The sequence below is a fragment of the Comamonas badia DSM 17552 genome, assembly GCF_000484635.1.
GTDB lineage: Bacteria > Pseudomonadota > Gammaproteobacteria > Burkholderiales > Burkholderiaceae_C > Comamonas_C > Comamonas_C badia.
The window spans coordinates 160,059-177,689 of sequence record NZ_AXVM01000004.1 but is presented as its reverse complement, the minus strand read 5'-3'; the positions used below and the strand labels follow the sequence as shown (position 1 = coordinate 177,689).

The following is a 17,631-nucleotide window of genomic DNA, read 5'->3' as shown; positions in this document are numbered from 1 at the left end:
CTGCAAGGGGCGTGCGCCGCGCCCGCTGTTGCGCCGATGCCAAAAAAGCCGCGCCGCGCGCCTGGGACTGCCCGCGTTCAGGCGTCGTGCAGCACGCCGTCTTCCAGCCGCAGCGCGCCCGACCGGGCCAGCGACTGCACCAGCTGCCCGAACCACGCGCGCCGGTCGGTGGCGCCAAAGAAGCGCTGGTGCACGCACTGGAAATACGCGGTGCGCGAGAGCCAGGCGTAGGCATCGTCCAGCGGCTGGGTGCGCCATTCGATCAGCTTGTATTTGAGCAGCACCTTGGCGGCATGCAGCGCGTGCTTGGCGGGGTCGGCCTCAAAGCCCGCCAGGCGCGCACGGGCGCGCGCCAGCGCGCCGGGAACGTCATCGAACACCCTGCCGTGGCCCGGAATGACGGTGGCCGGCGCCAGCGACTCGATCAGATCCAGCGTGGCGGCCACCTGCGCGAAGGCGTGCTCGCCTTCCAATTCCGGAAACACGACGCCAAAGCCGTTCTCCCACAGCGCATCGCCGGAGATCAACAGGCGCAGATCGGGCTGGAAAAGCACCACCGCATGCGGATCGTGCCCCGGAGCCGCATGGATCCGCCAGCCGCGGCCGCCCAGCACCGTCTCGGTGCCCGGCTGCAGCACGGCGTCCGCATGAAAGCGCGGGCAGAACTGCCCCGTCGGCTCGTAGGAAAGCGCGACCGGGTCCCAATCGCGCACCTGCGCCAGCTGCCCCGGCGGGATGGCGGTCCGCGCCCCCGGCCAGCGCGCCTGCAGCGCGGCATTGCCGCCGCAGTGGTCGCTGTGCAGATGGGTGTTGAGAATGCGCGCGAGCGGACGATCGCCCAGCGCCCGCTCCACCAGCGCCACGGTTTCTGCCGCGTTGGCGTGGTAGCCGGTATCGACCACGGCCGTATCGCCCGTACCGGTGAAAAGGATGTTGTTCGCCGAAAGCCAGCCGCGTTCAAATACGGTCATTTCTGGCGGTAGCGCTTGTGGGCTCTGCGTCATGCACTATCAAATCAAAAGTAATCGATACCTGCGGGTTGTCGGCACTGTAGTGCACGGGCCCGCGCGCCGAGGCGCGAAGGCTTCAAGGCTCCGGATCCCCGCCCAAAGGGGCTCATCTTTGGCCTTTCCCGCTGCGCGTGCAGGTTAGCATTCGGCGATGAGGCGTCCGGGGGGCGTCTGCGCACCGGATGGAACGCACGCATGGCCGCACCGAGCACTACCTTGAACATCGACGATGAAGCCGATCTACTGATCAACCTGCATCTGGCCGGCGAGGCCGATCGCGGCCAGAACCTCGTCGCCGCGCTCACCCAATACACCTCGGCCCTCGCCATCGATCCCCGACGCGCCGACATCTGGGCACGGGTCGGGCGCATCTACGTGAAGATGGACAACTTCGCGCAGGCCCTGCCGGCACTGGAAACGGCGCTGGCGCTGCAGCCCCACATGCCGGCGGCGCAGCACGCGCTGGCCTTCAGCTACTACAGCCTGGGCCAGCGCGAGCGCGCCTGCGAGCTCATCGACCAGGTCGCCAGGCGCAGCCAGCAGAGCTACATCTGGGCCATGCGCGCCTACATCCGCGCGCACACCGACCGCGACCCGATGAACGCGCTGCAGGTCTACCGCGACTGGGGCCGGCGCTTTGCCGATCCGCTCACGCGCAAGGCCAAGCCGCTCATCGCGCGGGACCGCAACCCGCGCAAGCGCCTGAAGGTGGGCTACGTCACGGCGGATTTCCGCGAGCATTCCATCGCCTTCTTCATGCGGCCGGTGCTGGAGCACCACAACCCCGAGAACGTGGAAATCCACGTGTATTCCAGTGGCCGGCACGATGCGTACACCGCCGAGCTGCAGCGCTTCGTGGCGCACTGGCACGACGCCATGGGCGTGAGCGACGAAGACCTGTGCGCGCAGATCCGCGCCGACGGGATCGACATCCTGGTGGATCTTTCCGGCCATACCGCGGGCCACCGCCTGCTCGCCTTCGCCCGCCGCGCCGCGCCGGTGCAGCTCACCTGGCTGGGCTTCATGCTGCCGCTGGGCATGAAGGCGATGGACTATCGCATCGTCGATTACGGCATCGCCCCGGCCGGGCATGAAAAGTATTACGACGAGACGCTGTTTCGCGTCGGCAGCATGGCCAGCTACGCGCCGCCCGCGTATGCGCCGCTGTGCGAAGAGCCGCCGATGCGCAAGAACGGCCATCCCACGCTGATATCGCTCAACAGCTCGGCCAAGATCACCGACGCCATGCTGCGCCTGTGGGCGCGCATCCTGCAGGCGCGTACCGACGCGCGCCTCATCATCATGGTCAAGGAGCGCACTGCAGAGGCCGCGCAGGCCAACATGCAGCCGCGCGTGGAGGCCGCCGGCATGCCACTGGAGCGCGTGTTCGTGATGCACCAGCAGCCGCTCAACCAGTTCATGGAACTGGGCCATGTCGCCGACGTGGCGCTGGATACCGCCCCCGTCTCCGGCGGTACCACCACGCTGCATGCGCTGTGGATGGGCCTGCCCATCGTCGCCCTCAATGCCGAGCGCGGCGTGGATGCCTCCACCGCCCGCATGCTCCAGGGCCTGGGCTGGCCCGAGTGGGTTGCCGATGATGGGGACGGCTATGTGCAACGGGCGCTCCAATGCATGGGCGATCCCGATCGCCTCGCCGCCCTGCGCCATGAAACCCGCGCGCAACTGCAGCGCAGCGTGCTCATGGACTACGCCGCGCGCACCGGCGAGCTGGAAGCCGCCTACCGCCTGATGTGGCTCAACTACCTGCGCGGCAACCGCCAGAGCCGCAGCGTTGAAGACGACCTGCAGGCGCAACTGGACGCCATGGAAGCCCCCGCATGAGCACCAGCGCACCAGAGTGGATTCCCCTGCTGGTGCCCGACATGCCCAGCCCCGAAGAACTGCTGCCCTGGCTGCGGCGCATGCACGCCACGCACCATTACTCCAACTTCGGCCCGCTGGTGCGGGAGCTGGAAGCCGCCTTTGCCCGGCGTTTTGCCCTGCCCCAGGCGCAATTGACCACGGTGGCCAATGCCACCCAGGGGCTGGAACTGGTGCTGCAGGCGCTGGATTTGCCCGCCGGCGCCCGGGTGCTCATCCCCGCCTTCACCTTCGTCGCCACCGCCACCGCCGTGCTGCGCGCCGGATTCACGCCCGTGCTGGCGGATGTGGATGCGCATTGCTGGATGCTCACCCCCGCGATCGCGCGTGACGCATGCCAGCACATGCATATCGACGCCGTGCTGCCCGTCGCCACCTTCGGCATGCCGCACGGCATGCTTGAGTGGCACCAGTTTGAAAAAGAAACCGGCCTGCCGGTCGTCATCGACGCCGCCGCCGCCTACGGCAGCCAATGGCTGCAGGGGGCCGAAGGCACGCTGGTCTTCAGTCTGCACACCACCAAAAGCCTGCCCGCGGGCGAGGGCGGACTGGTCGTCTCCACCCGCCCCGGGCTGGCGGCCAAGGTGCGCCAGCTTTCCAACTTCGGCATCAATCTGGACCCGGCGGCAGACGTTCCGGTGGGCGCGCTGGCAGGCGTGGGCACCAATGCCAAGATGAGTGAATACCATGCCGCCATCGGGCTGGTATCGCTTTCAAAATGGGAGCTTTCCGCGCAGAGTAGGCAGGCGCTGCAGTGCGATTTGACTACTGCTTTGAGTGCTGCCGCCAACGGTCGGCTGGTCTGGCAGGCGCAGGGCTGCGATGCCTCTTTGATGGCACCCACCCTGCTGTGCGCGCGCCTGCCGGACGCGCAAACCCGGGCCACGCTTGAACGCCTCTGCGCAGAGGCGCGCATCATGACGCGGCGCTGGTACCAGCCGCTGTTGACGGGTATGCAGGTTCTCCAGGGTCGGGCGATCGAATTGAATGCGCACCGCGCCATCGACTTGGGCGAAACGCTGCTGGGGCTACCGTTCTTTCCGGATATGGCGCTGGAGCAGCGGCAGCGGATCCAGGACGTGGTGGCGCGGGCCTGCGGGGGGCAGTGAGTTTGCTCGTCAAGCCTTGCCACTGGAAATGACGTGCACCGGGTTTTCGAATGATGGCGAATAAAACGTGCCATCCGGGATCTGGCCGCCATATTGGCGCGGTATGTTGAGGTAGCAGTGGGCCCCAATATCACTCATGCGCGCCAGGCTGGTATTGGCGCAAAGGGTGGTGAAGTTCCCGATCCTGGACAGCTCGCGCACAGAGACGTTGGCTTCCAGCGTCACATAGTCACCGAGGGTGACATCCTCACCCAGCACCCCATTGGGTCTCAGCACGCAGTGGTGCCCCAGGGTGCTTCCGGCGCCGACGAAACAGCCCGGATGAATGATGGTGTTTTCCCCCACGATGGCGCTGGAGTCCACATGTGCATGCGGTGAGATCAAGGATATGGCGTGGTAGCCCAGAGGTTCCACCAGGGTGTGCAGGGCGCGCCGTACATCGTTGATGTAGAACTCATTGACTGCTATGCAGATATTCCATTTTTCAGGTGGAAAATCTGCCAAACCAGTCAGATCAAAACGGTAGTAATCTTCTGATGGAAGATGCAGCGCTTCCACGCGACGATCCGGGTGCACTTCCATCGCCAGGGAATAAACGTCACGCAGTGTGCTGTCGGGGCCGACAATCAACAGGGGTTTCATTGTGCGCTCCTTGTGTCGAGGTGCTGTATGTACCAATGCCCCACCGCTGCTAGCGATGCCTCGTGATCCCCCATCACTCCGATGTGGGGTGCCGAGGCAAGAGCCCTTTGCAAGGCATCAAGCAATACCCTGTCTTCGTCAATGACTCGTTTTTCCGCATGGTGAATACCCCATAGCAAATGAGGTTGGGGTGGAATATTCGGTTTGAGGCGCGCTGTGAAAACCCATGAATGGTATTCAATGCGGTCAGGTGCTGTGGGGGAAAATTGCTGAACGTAAAAATGTTCTCCATGAATCGATCCGAAGTTGACGTTCGGGAAGATGTTGCAAGCGAAGAAAGCACCAGGATCGACTGGCGCATTCAGCAATGGAGAGAACCACCGCGGTGCGTACGGCATGCTGCTGCGCCCGATACGGCTGATGTCTTGGAGGTGGATGGGGTTTGAGAGCTGAATATCTCCGGAAAATCGAATATCAGCGAGAGGCGAGCCCGGGACGAAGAGAAGGGATTTGTCCGGCGCGGCTGCGCTGAATATCCCTCCACTTTCAAATTTCAGCAATGGAGCCAGGGTCTGCCTGTGCACGAATTGCGCGTGGTTCCAGTCAAGAACGTTCTCGAAATTGAGCTTCCAATTGTAGTTTCCCGTGAAAGTGGTGTAGGAAATTTCTGGTGCAAAGTGCACAGATACTTCCTTGAGCAGGCGCAGCAGATCCGTGGAAAATTGCTCTGTTATTGGAATAGGATGAGTGTTCAAATTGACAAAAACAAAATTGCCAATGACTTCCACGGCGTAAGCCAGGAGCTTGATATTTGCTTGGTCACTTTGGCATAGGTTGTATATTTTTTCGTTGGGTATGCCGCGCAATCGGCCATCGTTGTGGTAACTCCAACCATGGTATGGACAGATCAATTTACGGTTGCCGCAGTCTTCAATTTGCAATGGCATGCCGCGGTGCGCGCAGGCGTTGCGGAACGCGCGTATCTCTCCCCCGAGGTTTTGAATGAGAACGGGCACACCACTGAAATTGCGTGTGATGAAGCTGTGTTCCGTTTGCAGTTGCTGCTTGAGGCCCGCGAGCAGCCATAGTTCACCAAATATTTTCTTTTTTTCCAGGTCGAACCACGATTGCTCTGTGTAACAGGCTGGCGGGAGTACTGGATGGATCATGGGTTTATATCTGCGTACAGGATGGTGTCGTAGTAGTAAAACGAATGATGGCGCAGCCGCAGCCGGTACGCAGGCTCGATTTCCCGCACGAGTTGGGCGATGTCCAGCAGGTCATCTGCAAAGTGATAACCCGTGATGGCCAAGCGGGGCTTGCTTTGGGAGATGAGTCGGCGCGCACCACGCAAAATACTGGCCTCGTGACCCTCGACGTCCATCTTGATGAAAGTGGCGTGCTCTACTTCGTCATCCAGCGTGGACGCCTGCACTTGCACGTTGCCGTTGTCGTCCAGGTGGCTGCCCATCGTCCCTGTTTCGGCGAATCGCAATGTGCTCTTGGTACTGGATAACGCCATGTTGCGCGGATGGAAATTGGCAAGATTCTTGAAAATCCCCTGCTGCAATTTTGCGAAGTTGCCGGCGTCTGGCTCAAAGGCGTGGATAGCGTCATATTGCCAGCGGGTGGCAGCCAGGAATTTGCAGACCGTCGTCCCCACATGTGCACCGACGTCGCACAAAATTTCGTTTGTACCCATCGCGAAGGTCACGTCCTTGCCGGCAGGAAAGGGTGAAAAATATTCATCCTCCAGGCTGCACAGAACGGGGGTCATCGCTTCGCGGTCCAGCGTGGTGCGCATCTCCAGCGCCGATCGGAGGGTCTGGATGCTGAATGCGTCGTCCAGCAGGCCTGCCAGCTTGACGTAGTCATCAAGACGGGCCAGCGTTGCATCGCGCATGGCGCTGGCGGTTTGGTAGATGACGGGCAAATCAAATGCATCCAATACCGCCACGATGTCAATGGCGGGAATGCCTGCGTGCCGCGCAGCAGTGGCGAACAGACCGTGCACGAAGACGGAGTTCGCCATATGGATCGCAAGACATGAGACGGGGCGCTCCTGGGCGAAAGCCATGGTGCCCAATACGGAGCATCCCTCGATGCCGGCGGGTGGCGCCGACATTGTGTCGTCAACCAGGACGACTCGCTTGCCAGCCGCCAACAGCCGTTGGGTGATTGGGATGGTGAAGGACTGCCCCAAAAAGGAAGAAGGGGCGAGCAAATAGAGGGTGGAGGCTTGTGCGATCCGCTCAGCGGATTGATTTGAGAGCGATTGAGGGCGGAGCTGCGCAGCCCATTGGCTGAATTCAGATAGCGCTTCTGTACGAAACATGGTGGCTTTATGCATAAATGATCCGGGCGGGATTGCCAAAGACGGTGACATGCGCGGGGACGTCCTTCAGAACGACCGAGCCGATGCCGACCGTCGCGCCATGTCCGATCGTCACACCCTTGGCGATGGTGGCGCGAGGGTGGATCGCCACGCTGTCCTCCACGCGCACGGATCCAGCCAGAAAGCTCATGGCGCCGACCGTGCAGTGTTCGCCTATGTGCACGTCGTGTCCGAGCACGACGTAGGTGTCCACATAACTGAAATCACCAATGGTGCAATCGGTGGACACCACGGCGCCTGGGGTGAGAAAAACACCTGTACCGATGCGCGCGCGTGCTGCGACGGAGGCTTGCCGGGTGTAGCTGTGGAAGGCGGCGCCTTGGGCAATGAGGGGTGCGAGCAGATCGCGCCGCCATTGGGGGTCGCCCACGGCGGGGATGAAGACTTCGTCCGGCTGGGGGCGGTACGTCAGCGGGGAACCGAGCAACGGACACGTCATTTCCGCCGGAAGTTGAAGATCGGCCCGGGTGTCCAGAAAGCCGTGCAGCACGAAAGTCTCGGCGAATGCCGCATCGTGGGACAGCACGTCGTGAACGATGCGGCCCAGCCCGCCAGCGCCTACGATGATGAGTTTCTTGCGCATGCGCGGCTCAGCCGACGGTATGTCCGCCATCCAGCACCAGCGTGGTGCCGGTGATCCAGCGGCTGGCGGGGGAGAGAAAGAAGACGCTGGCATTGGCGACGTCCTCGGGCAGGCCCAGCCCCAGCGGGTAGGCCTTGATGGTTTCATCCAGCCCGCCCGTGGTGCTCAGCGCCGCCTCGAACATGGGGGTGCGCACCAGGCCGGGCGCGAGGCAGTTGACGCGGATACCCTTTTTTGCCACTTCCATCGACAGGCTGCGCGCCATGGCTTCCAGAGCCCCTTTGCTGGCGGCGTAGGAAGACACGCCGTGCACGCCGATGTGCGCGGAGATGGAGGAGATGAAGACGATGGCCCCTCCGGGCTGAATGGCGTTGCGCAGCAGTAGTTGCTGCGTCAGCAGCATGGGCCCGACCAGGTTGGCGGCCAGTTGGCTTTCAATGTGCGAGCGTGTCGCGAGCCGCAGCGGTGCCAGCAGGGAGATGCCCGCACCATGCACCACCCCGTCCAGTTTGCCTATGGTCGGAATCGCGGCTTTGATCGCGGCTTCATCGCACACGTCGAGAACCAAGGCATGGTGCCCGGTGCCATCCAGGGCGGCCAGCGTGGCGTTCAGCCGATCGGTATCGCGCCCCGATGCAACGACGGCGGCGCCGGCTTGGGCACAGCCGAGCGCAATTTGCCGCCCGATGCCCGAACTGGCGCCTGTCACCAGAATGCGTTTGCCACCGAGGGAAAAGGGATCGGTTGAATTCATGGAGTTTGCTTGTTCCCGTTGGGTCATTTCAAACGTCACGCACCCAGTTCTCCATTTGCAGACCGGGGTAGTCGCGAAAGTCGGCCTCGTTGTTGGTCACCAGAACGGCGTTGGCCTCTATGGCGTGTGCCGCAATCAGGCGGTTGAGCGCATCGCGACGGCGTTCACGCACGGCGGCGCACAGTACGCCATAGGCTTGGGCTGTGGTTGCGGTAAATGGCAGTACGGGAATGCGCTGAACAAGCAGTGCGAGCACCCGCGCATCGTGCTCACGGTTGCGTGATTGCATTTCCAGGCCTGCGCACAACTCCGCATAGGTGACGACAGACATCAGCACCTGCCCCTGGCGCAGCGCCGCAAGGCGCTGCAGCACATGCGGCGGCTGGCGCTGGATGAGGTGGATGCAGATGTTGGTGTCGAGCAGGTAGCGCATGGCAGGGTCGCGGTCAGCCCCAGTTGCGTTCCGCCTGTTCGTGCGCTTCGCGTCCGGTGGCCATGAAGTCGGGGCTGAAGGCGGCAAGAATGGACGGCAGATCAGCCAGGGTCTGCTCCTGTACGGGGCGCAGCACCAGAGTGTTGCCGACGCGCTCGATTTCAATGTCCTGCGCCGGGTCAAGGAAGGCCAGGTCCTTGGGGATGCGAACGGCCAGTGAGTTGCCGCTCTTGAAGGCTCGCGTACGCTGCATAGGACGCCTTTCAAAGGATATACAGTATATACAATTCGGTGGTGGCAACAGCGTTGGCGAAAGCGCCTGAGATCAGTCAAGCCTCCAGCAGGGCTGGAAATCCGGCATTTTCAATATCCATAACCACAGATCCCCACGACAGCCCGATGCCAAAGCCCGACAGCAGCAGCTTGTGTTTGCCTTGCGCCAGCGTGTCATGCAGCCGCGCGGTCATGGTCACGGGCAGCGATGCGCCGCTGGTGTTGCCCAGGTCGTGCAGCGTGCTCGGTACCTTTTCCGCTGGCAGTTGCAGCTTCTTGCGGATGGTCTCGTTGATCATCCGGTTGGCTTGGTGGAAGACGAAATAGTCGATCGCGTCCTTGTCCAGCCCGGTGTATTCCAGCAGGCGCTGCACGGCGGGCGGGACGCGCTGGGTGGAAAAACTCAGCACGGCGGGTCCATCAAGGATCAATTCGGCAGGCCAGCGCTGCACGCCGTGTTCGTCGCGCGTGGGAATGAGGTGCTGCACGCCAAAGGGCTCGCGCCCCCCGCCAGCCGGCAGCATGATGGCGCGCTTGCCGCTGCCGTCGCTGTTCAGGTCGAAGTACATGGGCGGTGCGCTGGCATTGAACTCCAGCGCCGTCGCGGTGCCGGCATCGGAAAACAGCGGGTCTTTCACGTTGGCGCACTTATCACCCACCAGCAACAGCGCCTTTTTCACCCCGCCAGCGCTGACCATGCTGCCCAGCAGGTGCAATCCGAACGGATACCCCGAGCAGCCCAGGTTCACGTCAAACGCGATCGTCGAATGCGGCAGCCCCAACTGGTCCTGCAGGATGATGGCGGTGGCGGGGATCAGGTAATCGGGCGATTGCGTCACGACGATCAGCGCATCAACCTCTTCGCGCTGCCACTGCAGTTCTTCCAGCAGCTTTTCCGCCGCCACCAGCGCCAGGTCAGAGAAGGTCTGCCACTCGGGGCAGATGCGCCGGGTCTGGATGCCGATGTTGCGCACCAGGCGTTCGCGCTCGCTGCGCTGGGAGGGCGGGCAGTCGCGCACGTTGTCCAGGACGCGGTGCGGCACGCAGCTGGCCATGCCGGCAAAGCGCACGTTGTGCAGGGTGGAGAGTGCCATGGCGCCTACCCCAGCAGCTTGTATAGGTCGGCGAGAGTCGCGCAGTTCTTGATGTCGTCGCCGGTGATGGTTTTGCCGTGTTCCACGTCAAACATCACGATCACCCCCAGCGCTGCGAGTGAATCCCATTCGGGCAGGCTGCGCAGCTCGGTGCCGGCGGTCACGTTCACGGGCTCCTGAAAGTCCACGGCGGTCTGGAATTGCTCGATGAAATCGTCGATGGAAATAGTCATGGTGTGCGCAGGACGCTATGAAAAATAAAAAAACCGTTCTGCCGCCCATGATAGACGCCAGAACGGCCGAGGCCTTGGAGAAACCTTGTGGAGAGCTGCTCAGCGCTGCAACAGCTGCAGCACCTGCTGCGGTATGGCGTTGGCCTGCGCCACCATGGCGGTGCCGGCCTGCTGCAGGATCTGCGTGCGGCTGAGGTTGGCGGTTTCCTTGGCGAAGTCGGCATCGATGATGCGCCCGCGCGAGGCCGCCAGGTTTTCCACCTGGATATCGATGTTGTTCACCGCGTTTTCAAACCGGCTTTGCAGCGCGCCCAGCTCGGCGCGCGCGCCGTTGACCTGGTCGATGGCGCTGTCAATCTTCTTGAGCGCGATCCAGGCGTCTTTCTGGGTGGCGATGGTGAGCTGGTCTATGCCCTTGATGTCGGTGCCGGTGGCGGGGCTCAGCATGGCGTTCATCGAGGCGTCCGCCAGGCCGGTGGAGGCGGCCTGGAAGCCGGCGAAGGTGACGGCCTCCGGCATCGGCGGGGTTGCGCCATCGAGCTTGGACGACATGAACTCGATCTTGTAGCTGCCGTCGGGGTTCTTGGTCATGAAGGCCGTCACCCCGGTATCCGCGGACTTGTTGTTGATGGCGGCGACCACGTCGCCCAGGCGTTGCACGCCGGAGCCGGCGGGACGGATTTCGCCGATGTCCACCGCCGGGGCGCTGCCGACCTGGATGGTGAGCGATCCGGCGTCGATTTTTGCGGCGAAGGTGCCGACCGTGGCATCGGTGGCATCTACCGCGGCGAGCGAGCCGGTAGAAAACATGATGTTGGAAAGGCCGGCGGCCCGCGTGTCGGTGAGCGCGCCGACGGTGACGTTGTCGCCGGAATTGGCGCCCACCTGGAACACGGCGCCGATGAAGCTGCCGTCCAGAATCTTCTGGCCGTTGAAGGTGGTCTGCTTGGCCACGCGGTCGATTTCGTCCGACAGCTGCTTGACTTCGGCCTGCAGCGCCTTGCGGTCATCGGCGCTGTTGGTGGCGTTGCTCGATTGCACCGCCAGCTCGCGCATGCGCTGCAGCATGTCGCCGATCTTGCCCAGCGATCCTTCGGCCGTCTGCGCCAGCGAGATGCCGTCGTTGGCGTTGCGCGACGCCATGGTCAGGCCCTTGATCTGGGTGTTCATGCGCTCGGCGATGGCCAGGCCTGCGGCGTCGTCCTTGGCGCTGTTGACGCGCAGGCCCGAGGACAGGCGCTGCATGGAAACGGCCAGCGACGCGCTCGACAGGCTCAGGTTGCGCTGGGCGTTGAGTGACGGGACGTTGGTGTTGATAGTGGCAGCCATGTCGGGAAACCTCCACGTTGATTGGGCTTGTTCATCGCCGAAATCCCGGGTTGGGGGACGGTCGAGCAAGCGGCAAGCCCGGCGATGGAGGTGATTCTTCCTGTTTGCCGCCGCGCCATAAGGGGGAAAAAAGCCGGGAACGGGCGCTATCTCGGCGGTTCTGAAGGCGGCCCACAAGGCAGGGTCGAGAAAATTTGTTGCAAAGCCCTCAAGTTCCCCGGCGGCGCCCCGATAACCCTGATAACAAATTCGCGTGAATTTGTCGGTAGCCGGGCTCAGCCGGTACAAGCAATCGAGGCGCTGGACCGCCTCTCAAGGAGTGAGATCATGGCAATGACCATCAACACCAACGTTCCGTCGCTCACGGCCCAGCGCAACCTGGGGCTGTCCGGGGCTTCGTTGTCTATTTCAATGCAGCGCATTTCGTCGGGTTTGCGCGTCAACAGCGCCAAGGACGACGCGGCCGGCCTGGCCATCGCCGAGCGCATGACGACGCAGATCCGCGGTTTCACGGTAGCGTCCCGTAACGCCAACGATGGCATCTCGCTGGCGCAGACGGCTGAAGGCGCCTTGGGCAAGGTGGGCGACATGCTGCAGCGCATGCGTGAACTGGCCGTGCAGGCCAGCAACGCGACCAACAGCAAGGCCGACCGCGAGGCGCTGCAGGCCGAAGTCAAGCAGATGACCAATGAAATCGACCGGGTTGCCAAGTCCTCGTCGTTCAACGGTCAGAAAATCCTCGATGGCAGCTTCGCAGGCGCGCTGTTCCAGGTGGGCGCCAACGCCGGCGACAACATCACCGTCGGGGCACTCACGGATACCCGCGCCGAAGGCCTGTCTTCCATCAAGTACAAGACCAACTACACGGGGTCGGTCGGCGGCGACAACGCCATGGCGGGGAATGCTGCCAGTCTCGATGTCGAGAACACCACGGTGACCGGCTTCGACACGAAAATCGATGCCGGTACCCTGACGATCCAAGTGGGTTCGGGCTCCGCCGTGGATCTGGGTGAAATCCGCGCTGCCGGCTCGGGTGCCCAGCGCCTGGGTGACGTGGTGGCTGCGATCAACAACAAGTCGGCGGAGACGGGGGTGACTGCCTTCCTGACGCTGAACGATGATGGCAAGACCTACAAGCTGGAAGTGGTCTCCCAGAAGCTGGATACGTCGGAGCCGCCGGTGCCGGAAACCGTCACGTTCTCCGCCGGGTTCACGGCAGCCAGCACGGGTTTTGCTGTCGCCGACGTGGCAACGGTGGATGCCGCTGGCACGAACGACAAGGACATCAAGGGCATCGATACGCTCAAGGTGGACACGCAGTTCAATGCCTGGGTGGCCCTGAAGAAGATCGACAAGGCGATCGATCAGGTCAACTCCGCCCGTGCCGATCTGGGCGCCATACAGAGCCGTTTCGAGAACTCGGTGAACAACATCGACATCATGGTCGAGAACGTGTCCGCCTCGCGGGGCCGCATCGTGGATGCCGACTTCGCCAAGGAAACGGCGAACCTGAGCCGCTCGCAGATCCTGCAGCAGGCCGGCACCGCGATGGTGGCGCAGGCCAACCAGCTGCCGCAGCAAGTGCTGTCGCTGCTGCGGTAAGCGCATCGGGCAGGAGGCCGCCTTGGGCGGTAAGAAGGAGCCGGGCCACTGCGCCCGGCGCCCAAAGCGGCTTCAGGCAATGCCTGAGGCCGCTTTTCGTGCTTTCGGCCGCGGGCGTCGCGGCCACAATCGTGGGCGGCGGTGCACCTTGCCGCATGCGTGAACCGCAAGGAGTCTGACATGGCAACGATTTCATCCATAGGCGTGGGCAGCGGGCTCGACGTGCAGGGCATCATCTCCAAGATGGTGGACCTGGAAAAGCAGCCGCTCGCGGGCCTGCAGGCCAAGCAGGCGGGCATCCAGGCGCAGGTGTCCACCTATGCGCAGATCAAGTCGCTCACCGGCAAACTCTCGGATGCGGTATCCAAGCTGACGCTGGACAGCGGCTGGAATGCGCTGGCCACCAAGTCCAGCAGCGATGCGGTCAGCCTGACGGTCTCGGGCCTGGCGCAGCCGGCCAGTTACGACATCGGCGTGAGCCAGCTGGCGCGCGCGCAGACCTCGGTGAGCGACGCGCGCGCGCCGGGCGCCAAGCTGACCGCGGCGGGCACGCTGCAGTTCACGCCCCAGGGCGGCACGGCGATCAATATTGCCTATACGGGCGACGACACGCTGGAGTCGCTCGCCGGCAAGATCAACGATGCGGTGGGCAGCGTGACGGCCACCATCATGCGCGATGCCTCGGGCGAGCGGCTGATGCTGCGCTCCAAGGCGACCGGGGCCGATGCGGCCTTCACGGTGACCGGCGATTTGAATTTCACCCAGAGCCAGACGGCGCAGAACGCCCGGATCACCGTCAACGGCGTGGCCACGGAATCGGGCACGAACAGCTTCGACAGCGTGCTGCCGGGCCTGAAGATTGCCGTCAGCCAGGTGACGACCACGGATGCGCATGTCAGCGTGGCCGCCGATACGGCGGCCACGCGCAAGAACATCCAGGATTTCGTGGATGCCTACAACGAACTCAATGGCCTGCTGGCGGATTCGACCAAGTACGACGCCGATACCAAGACCGCTGGCCTGCTGCAGGGGGATTCGGCCACGGTGGGCCTGCAGAACGCGCTGCGCATGCTGACCATGGGCAGCGCGGGCAATGCCACCGGCAGCCTCAGGCGCCTGGCGGACGTGGGCATACAGATGCAGGCGGGCGGCAAGCTCGCGGTGGACGACACCAAGCTGGGCAAGGCACTGCAGGAGTCGCCGGACGACATCAAATCGCTGTTTGCCGCCAAGGCATCGCCCGATGGCTCCGGCGGCGGCATCGCCGTGAATTTCAAGCAATACACCAGCCAGCTGCTGGCGTTTGACGGCACGCTCAACAGCAAGAGCGATTCGCTGGCGCTGCGCATCAAGTCCAACCAGGGCGAGCAGGACAAGGTCAATGACCGTGCCGGCGTGCTGCAGGCGCGCCTCACGCGCCAGTATTCGGCGCTGGACACGCAGATGGCATCGCTGCAGTCGCTCAGCGCCTACATGCAGCAGCAGGTGGCCAATTGGAACAAGAAAACTTGACGATGCGGGGGCGGGGTTTGTACTTCAGTTTCGGAGGCGTTTGCCGAAAACACAAGGCAAGACGTTGACTACCAAGGATGGCCGATATGTACACCCCCGCAAGCTCCCGCGCTGCCAATGCCTACCGCCAGGTGGGCGTGCAATCCGGTGTCACCAACGCCACGCCGCACACACTGGTGCAGATGCTGTTCGACGGCCTGATGCAGCGCCTGCAGGCGGCGCGCGGCGATCTGCAGCGCAGTGATGTGCAGGCGAAAGGGGTGCACCTGGGGCAGGCGGTGCAGATTTTGGGCGAAGGGCTCAAGGCTTCGCTCAATGCCGAGCAGGGCGGAGAGCTGGCGCAGAATCTGGGCGTCTTGTACGACTACTGCATCCGGCAGCTGACCATGGCCAATCTGCACAATGACATCGAGCCGGTGGAAGAGGTCATCGCGCTCATCGCGCCGGTGGCCCGCGGCTGGAAGGAAATCGGCGCCTCCGGCCAGGCCGCGGAGGGCTGAGTGATGGAGCAGTCCTTGATCGATCTCTACCGCGCCATTGAAGACAGCAGCGCCGCCATGCTGGCCGCCGCATCCCGCGAGGATTGGGATGGCGTGATGCACCATGAAGGCACCTGCGCCGTGCTCATCGAGCAGCTGCGCAGCAGCGCGCAGGGCTGCCGGCTGGCGCCGGAGCTGCGCAAGGAGAAGGCCCGCATCATGCGGCGCATTCTCGACAACGACGCGCAGATCCGCATTCTGGCGGAGCCCTGGCTGGCCAGCCTGGACCCGCTGCTGCAGGGGCGGCCGCAGTTCGTGCATTGACGGCAGGTGCATGCCGCGCGGCAATAATGCGGCGCGCATCCGCTGCGCCGCGGATTGGCTTGTTTTGCTGGGCCTGATTGCGCGTTTGCGGCGCGACCTGACCTGACACAATCAACGCACCATGTTCATTGTCATCGGCTACCTCGTCGTCTTCGGAAGCGTCTTTGGCGTTTTCGTGGCGCATGGCGGCAACATCCATGTGCTGATGGAGGCGCTGCCGTTCGAGATGATCACCATCGGCGGCGCTGCCCTCGGGGCCTTCGTGGTGAACAACCAGTCCAAGGTGCTCAAGGCCACGCTTTCGGCCGTGCCCAGGCTCTTCAAAGGCAGCAAATACACCAAGGCACGCTACCTTGAGCTGCTGGCGATGCTCTACGAGATTCTGCAGAAGGCGCGCAAGGAGGGCCTGATGGCCATCGAGGCGGATGTGGAGGAGCCGGAAAAATCCGAGCTGTTCAAGAAATTTCCCTCGGTCGGTTCGGACCACCACGTGCTCGAATTCACCACCGACTACCTGCGCATGATGGTCTCCGGCAACCTCAACGCGCATGAGATCGAGGCGTTGATGGACAGCGAAATCGACACCCATCACCAGGAGGCGTACGCGCCCGTGGCGGCGCTCACGCGGCTGGCGGGTGCCTTGCCCGCCTTCGGTATCGTGGCGGCGGTGCTGGGGGTGGTGAACACCATGGGTAACGTGGGCCAGCCGCCGGCCGTGCTGGGCGGCATGATCGCCTCGGCGCTGGTAGGCACTTTTCTGGGCATTTTCCTGGCCTACGCCGTGGCCGAGCCGCTGGCGGGGTTGCTGGAGCAGCGCAACGAGGACGCGAGCAAGGAGTTCCTGTGCATCAAGTCCACGCTGCTGGCGAGCATGCAGGGCTACAACCCGGCGACGGCGATCGAGTTCGGCCGCAAGGTGCTTTTCTCCGATGTGCGCCCGAGTTTCAATGAGCTCGAACAGCACGTGAAGGGCAAGAAGTAGGCTCCGGGCCTGCTGGGACATGGCGGTCATGGCTGACAAGCTGCAACCCATCATCATCAAGCGCGTGAAGAAAGGCCGGCACGCGGCGCACGGCGGCGCGTGGAAGATCGCCTACGCCGACTTCGTCACGGCGATGATGGCCTTCTTCCTGCTGATGTGGCTGCTGGGTTCCACGGCCAAGGGCGATCTGCAGGGCATTGCCGAGTATTTCGCATCGCCGATGAAGGTCGCGATGCAGGGCGGCGATGGCGCCGGCAACAGCTCCAGCGTCATTCAGGGCGGCGGCACCGATCTGGCGCGGGTGTACGGCCAGATGAAACGCAGCGAAAGCGATGCGAGCAAGGGCCATTCCAGCCAGCAGCAGAAGCAGGCGCAGAGCATCGAGGCGCAGCGCGCCGAGCGCGCCCGCGTGGATGCGCAGCGCATCAAGGAGCTGCAGGGCAAGCTCGAATCCGTCATCACGCAGGACATGACGCTCAAGGAATACCGCTCGCAGATCCGCATCGACGTGACGCCCGATGGCCTGCAGGTGCAGATCGTCGATGAGCAGAACCGCCCGATGTTCGATAGCGGCAGCGCGCTGGTCAAACCCTATATGCGCAACATTCTGAGCGCCATAGGCGGCGCGTTGGGCGGGGTGGAAAACCGTATCAGCATTGCCGGGCATACCGATGCCACGCCCTATGGCAATGGCGACCGGGGCTACAGCAACTGGGAGCTGTCGGCTGACCGCGCCAACGCTTCGCGCCGCGATCTGGTGGCCGGCGGCATGCCGGACAGCAAGCTGATGCGCGTGGTCGGGCTGGCGTCGAGCGACCCGCTGGAGCCGCAGGACCCGCGCGCCGCATCCAACCGGCGCATCACGGTCACCGTGCTCACCAAAGAGGCGGAGGAGCGCCTGATGAGCCGCGATCTGCCGACGATCACCGTGCCTGCGGAGCCCGAAGAAAAAAAGCCTGACAATGCGGCCAAGGCTGCGCCCGAGTAACCGCT

The 17,631-nt window shown here is 63.4% G+C and carries 19 protein-coding genes; 8 read left to right on the top strand and 11 right to left on the bottom strand.

The features are described 5' to 3' along the window. Positions 1-77: 77 nt before the first annotated feature. A complete protein-coding gene (locus K320_RS0110065) occupies positions 78-1,004 on the bottom strand; it encodes an MBL fold metallo-hydrolase (RefSeq protein WP_024538712.1) in 927 nt (308 codons plus the stop codon). A gap of 201 nt (positions 1,005-1,205) precedes the next feature. On the opposite strand from K320_RS0110065, the gene K320_RS0110060 reads away from it, so the two are divergent. Beyond that, positions 1,206-2,855, top strand: a complete 1,650-nt coding sequence (locus K320_RS0110060; protein ID WP_084301233.1) for an O-linked N-acetylglucosamine transferase, SPINDLY family protein — start codon at positions 1,206-1,208, stop codon at positions 2,853-2,855. Continuing rightward, positions 2,852-4,003, top strand: a complete 1,152-nt coding sequence (locus K320_RS0110055) for a DegT/DnrJ/EryC1/StrS family aminotransferase (RefSeq protein ID WP_024538710.1) — start codon at positions 2,852-2,854, stop codon at positions 4,001-4,003. Before K320_RS0110060 ends, K320_RS0110055 begins: the two co-directional genes overlap by 4 nt. Before the next feature lie 9 nt (positions 4,004-4,012). Here K320_RS0110055 and K320_RS0110050 read toward each other — a convergent pair whose 3' ends face one another. From K320_RS0110050 to K320_RS0110010, 10 genes are all read right to left on the bottom strand, one after another. After that, the gene (locus K320_RS0110050; RefSeq protein ID WP_024538709.1) at positions 4,013-4,645 is read right to left on the bottom strand and encodes an LbetaH domain-containing protein; all 633 of its coding nucleotides are present in this window, start codon (positions 4,643-4,645) and stop codon (positions 4,013-4,015) included. Next, positions 4,642-5,814, bottom strand: coding sequence for an aromatic ring-hydroxylating oxygenase subunit alpha (locus K320_RS18690; protein ID WP_084301232.1), 1,173 nt, complete (start codon positions 5,812-5,814; stop codon positions 4,642-4,644). Before K320_RS18690 ends, K320_RS0110050 begins: the two co-directional genes overlap by 4 nt. Next, positions 5,811-6,980 (bottom strand): FkbM family methyltransferase, encoded by a 1,170-nt coding sequence (locus K320_RS0110045; RefSeq protein WP_024538708.1) that lies wholly within the window; start codon positions 6,978-6,980, stop codon positions 5,811-5,813. Before K320_RS0110045 ends, K320_RS18690 begins: the two co-directional genes overlap by 4 nt. A 7-nt stretch (positions 6,981-6,987) precedes the next feature. Further along, positions 6,988-7,623 carry an acetyltransferase gene (locus tag K320_RS0110040; RefSeq protein ID WP_024538707.1) on the bottom strand — a complete coding sequence of 212 codons (636 nt, stop codon included), beginning with the start codon at positions 7,621-7,623 and terminating at the stop codon, positions 6,988-6,990. 7 nt (positions 7,624-7,630) lie between these two features. After that, positions 7,631-8,377 (bottom strand): SDR family NAD(P)-dependent oxidoreductase, encoded by a 747-nt coding sequence (locus tag K320_RS0110035; RefSeq protein WP_024538706.1) that lies wholly within the window; start codon positions 8,375-8,377, stop codon positions 7,631-7,633. 28 nt (positions 8,378-8,405) lie between these two features. Next, the gene (locus K320_RS0110030; protein ID WP_024538705.1) at positions 8,406-8,810 is read right to left on the bottom strand and encodes a type II toxin-antitoxin system VapC family toxin; all 405 of its coding nucleotides are present in this window, start codon (positions 8,808-8,810) and stop codon (positions 8,406-8,408) included. A gap of 13 nt (positions 8,811-8,823) precedes the next feature. Beyond that, entirely contained in the window at positions 8,824-9,063 is a 240-nt protein-coding gene (locus tag K320_RS0110025; RefSeq protein ID WP_024538704.1) for an antitoxin, read from the bottom strand. A gap of 76 nt (positions 9,064-9,139) precedes the next feature. Then, positions 9,140-10,177, bottom strand: a complete 1,038-nt coding sequence (locus K320_RS0110020; protein WP_024538703.1) for a ketoacyl-ACP synthase III — start codon at positions 10,175-10,177, stop codon at positions 9,140-9,142. A gap of 5 nt (positions 10,178-10,182) precedes the next feature. Continuing rightward, positions 10,183-10,410 (bottom strand): acyl carrier protein, encoded by a 228-nt coding sequence (locus K320_RS0110015; protein WP_034343157.1) that lies wholly within the window; start codon positions 10,408-10,410, stop codon positions 10,183-10,185. A 99-nt stretch (positions 10,411-10,509) separates the two neighbouring features. Then, positions 10,510-11,739, bottom strand: coding sequence for a flagellin N-terminal helical domain-containing protein (locus K320_RS0110010; protein WP_024538701.1), 1,230 nt, complete (start codon positions 11,737-11,739; stop codon positions 10,510-10,512). A gap of 327 nt (positions 11,740-12,066) precedes the next feature. On the opposite strand from K320_RS0110010, the gene K320_RS0110005 reads away from it, so the two are divergent. From K320_RS0110005 to motB, 6 genes are all read left to right on the top strand, one after another. Beyond that, positions 12,067-13,341: a flagellin gene (locus tag K320_RS0110005; RefSeq protein ID WP_024538700.1), complete on the top strand. Its 1,275-nt coding sequence runs from the start codon at positions 12,067-12,069 to the stop codon at positions 13,339-13,341. A gap of 180 nt (positions 13,342-13,521) precedes the next feature. After that, positions 13,522-14,853 (top strand): flagellar filament capping protein FliD, encoded by a 1,332-nt coding sequence (gene fliD, locus K320_RS0110000; protein ID WP_024538699.1) that lies wholly within the window; start codon positions 13,522-13,524, stop codon positions 14,851-14,853. Positions 14,854-14,939: 86 nt separating this feature from the next. Next, complete coding sequence (fliS, locus tag K320_RS0109995) at positions 14,940-15,353, top strand: flagellar export chaperone FliS (RefSeq protein WP_024538698.1); 414 nt, start codon at positions 14,940-14,942, stop codon at positions 15,351-15,353. Positions 15,354-15,356: 3 nt separating this feature from the next. After that, complete coding sequence (locus K320_RS0109990; RefSeq protein WP_024538697.1) at positions 15,357-15,656, top strand: flagellar protein FliT; 300 nt, start codon at positions 15,357-15,359, stop codon at positions 15,654-15,656. A gap of 121 nt (positions 15,657-15,777) precedes the next feature. Beyond that, positions 15,778-16,638 (top strand): flagellar motor stator protein MotA, encoded by an 861-nt coding sequence (gene motA / locus K320_RS0109980; protein WP_024538696.1) that lies wholly within the window; start codon positions 15,778-15,780, stop codon positions 16,636-16,638. A gap of 28 nt (positions 16,639-16,666) precedes the next feature. Further along, positions 16,667-17,626, top strand: a complete 960-nt coding sequence (gene motB, locus K320_RS0109975; protein ID WP_024538695.1) for a flagellar motor protein MotB — start codon at positions 16,667-16,669, stop codon at positions 17,624-17,626. Positions 17,627-17,631: the final 5 nt, after the last annotated feature.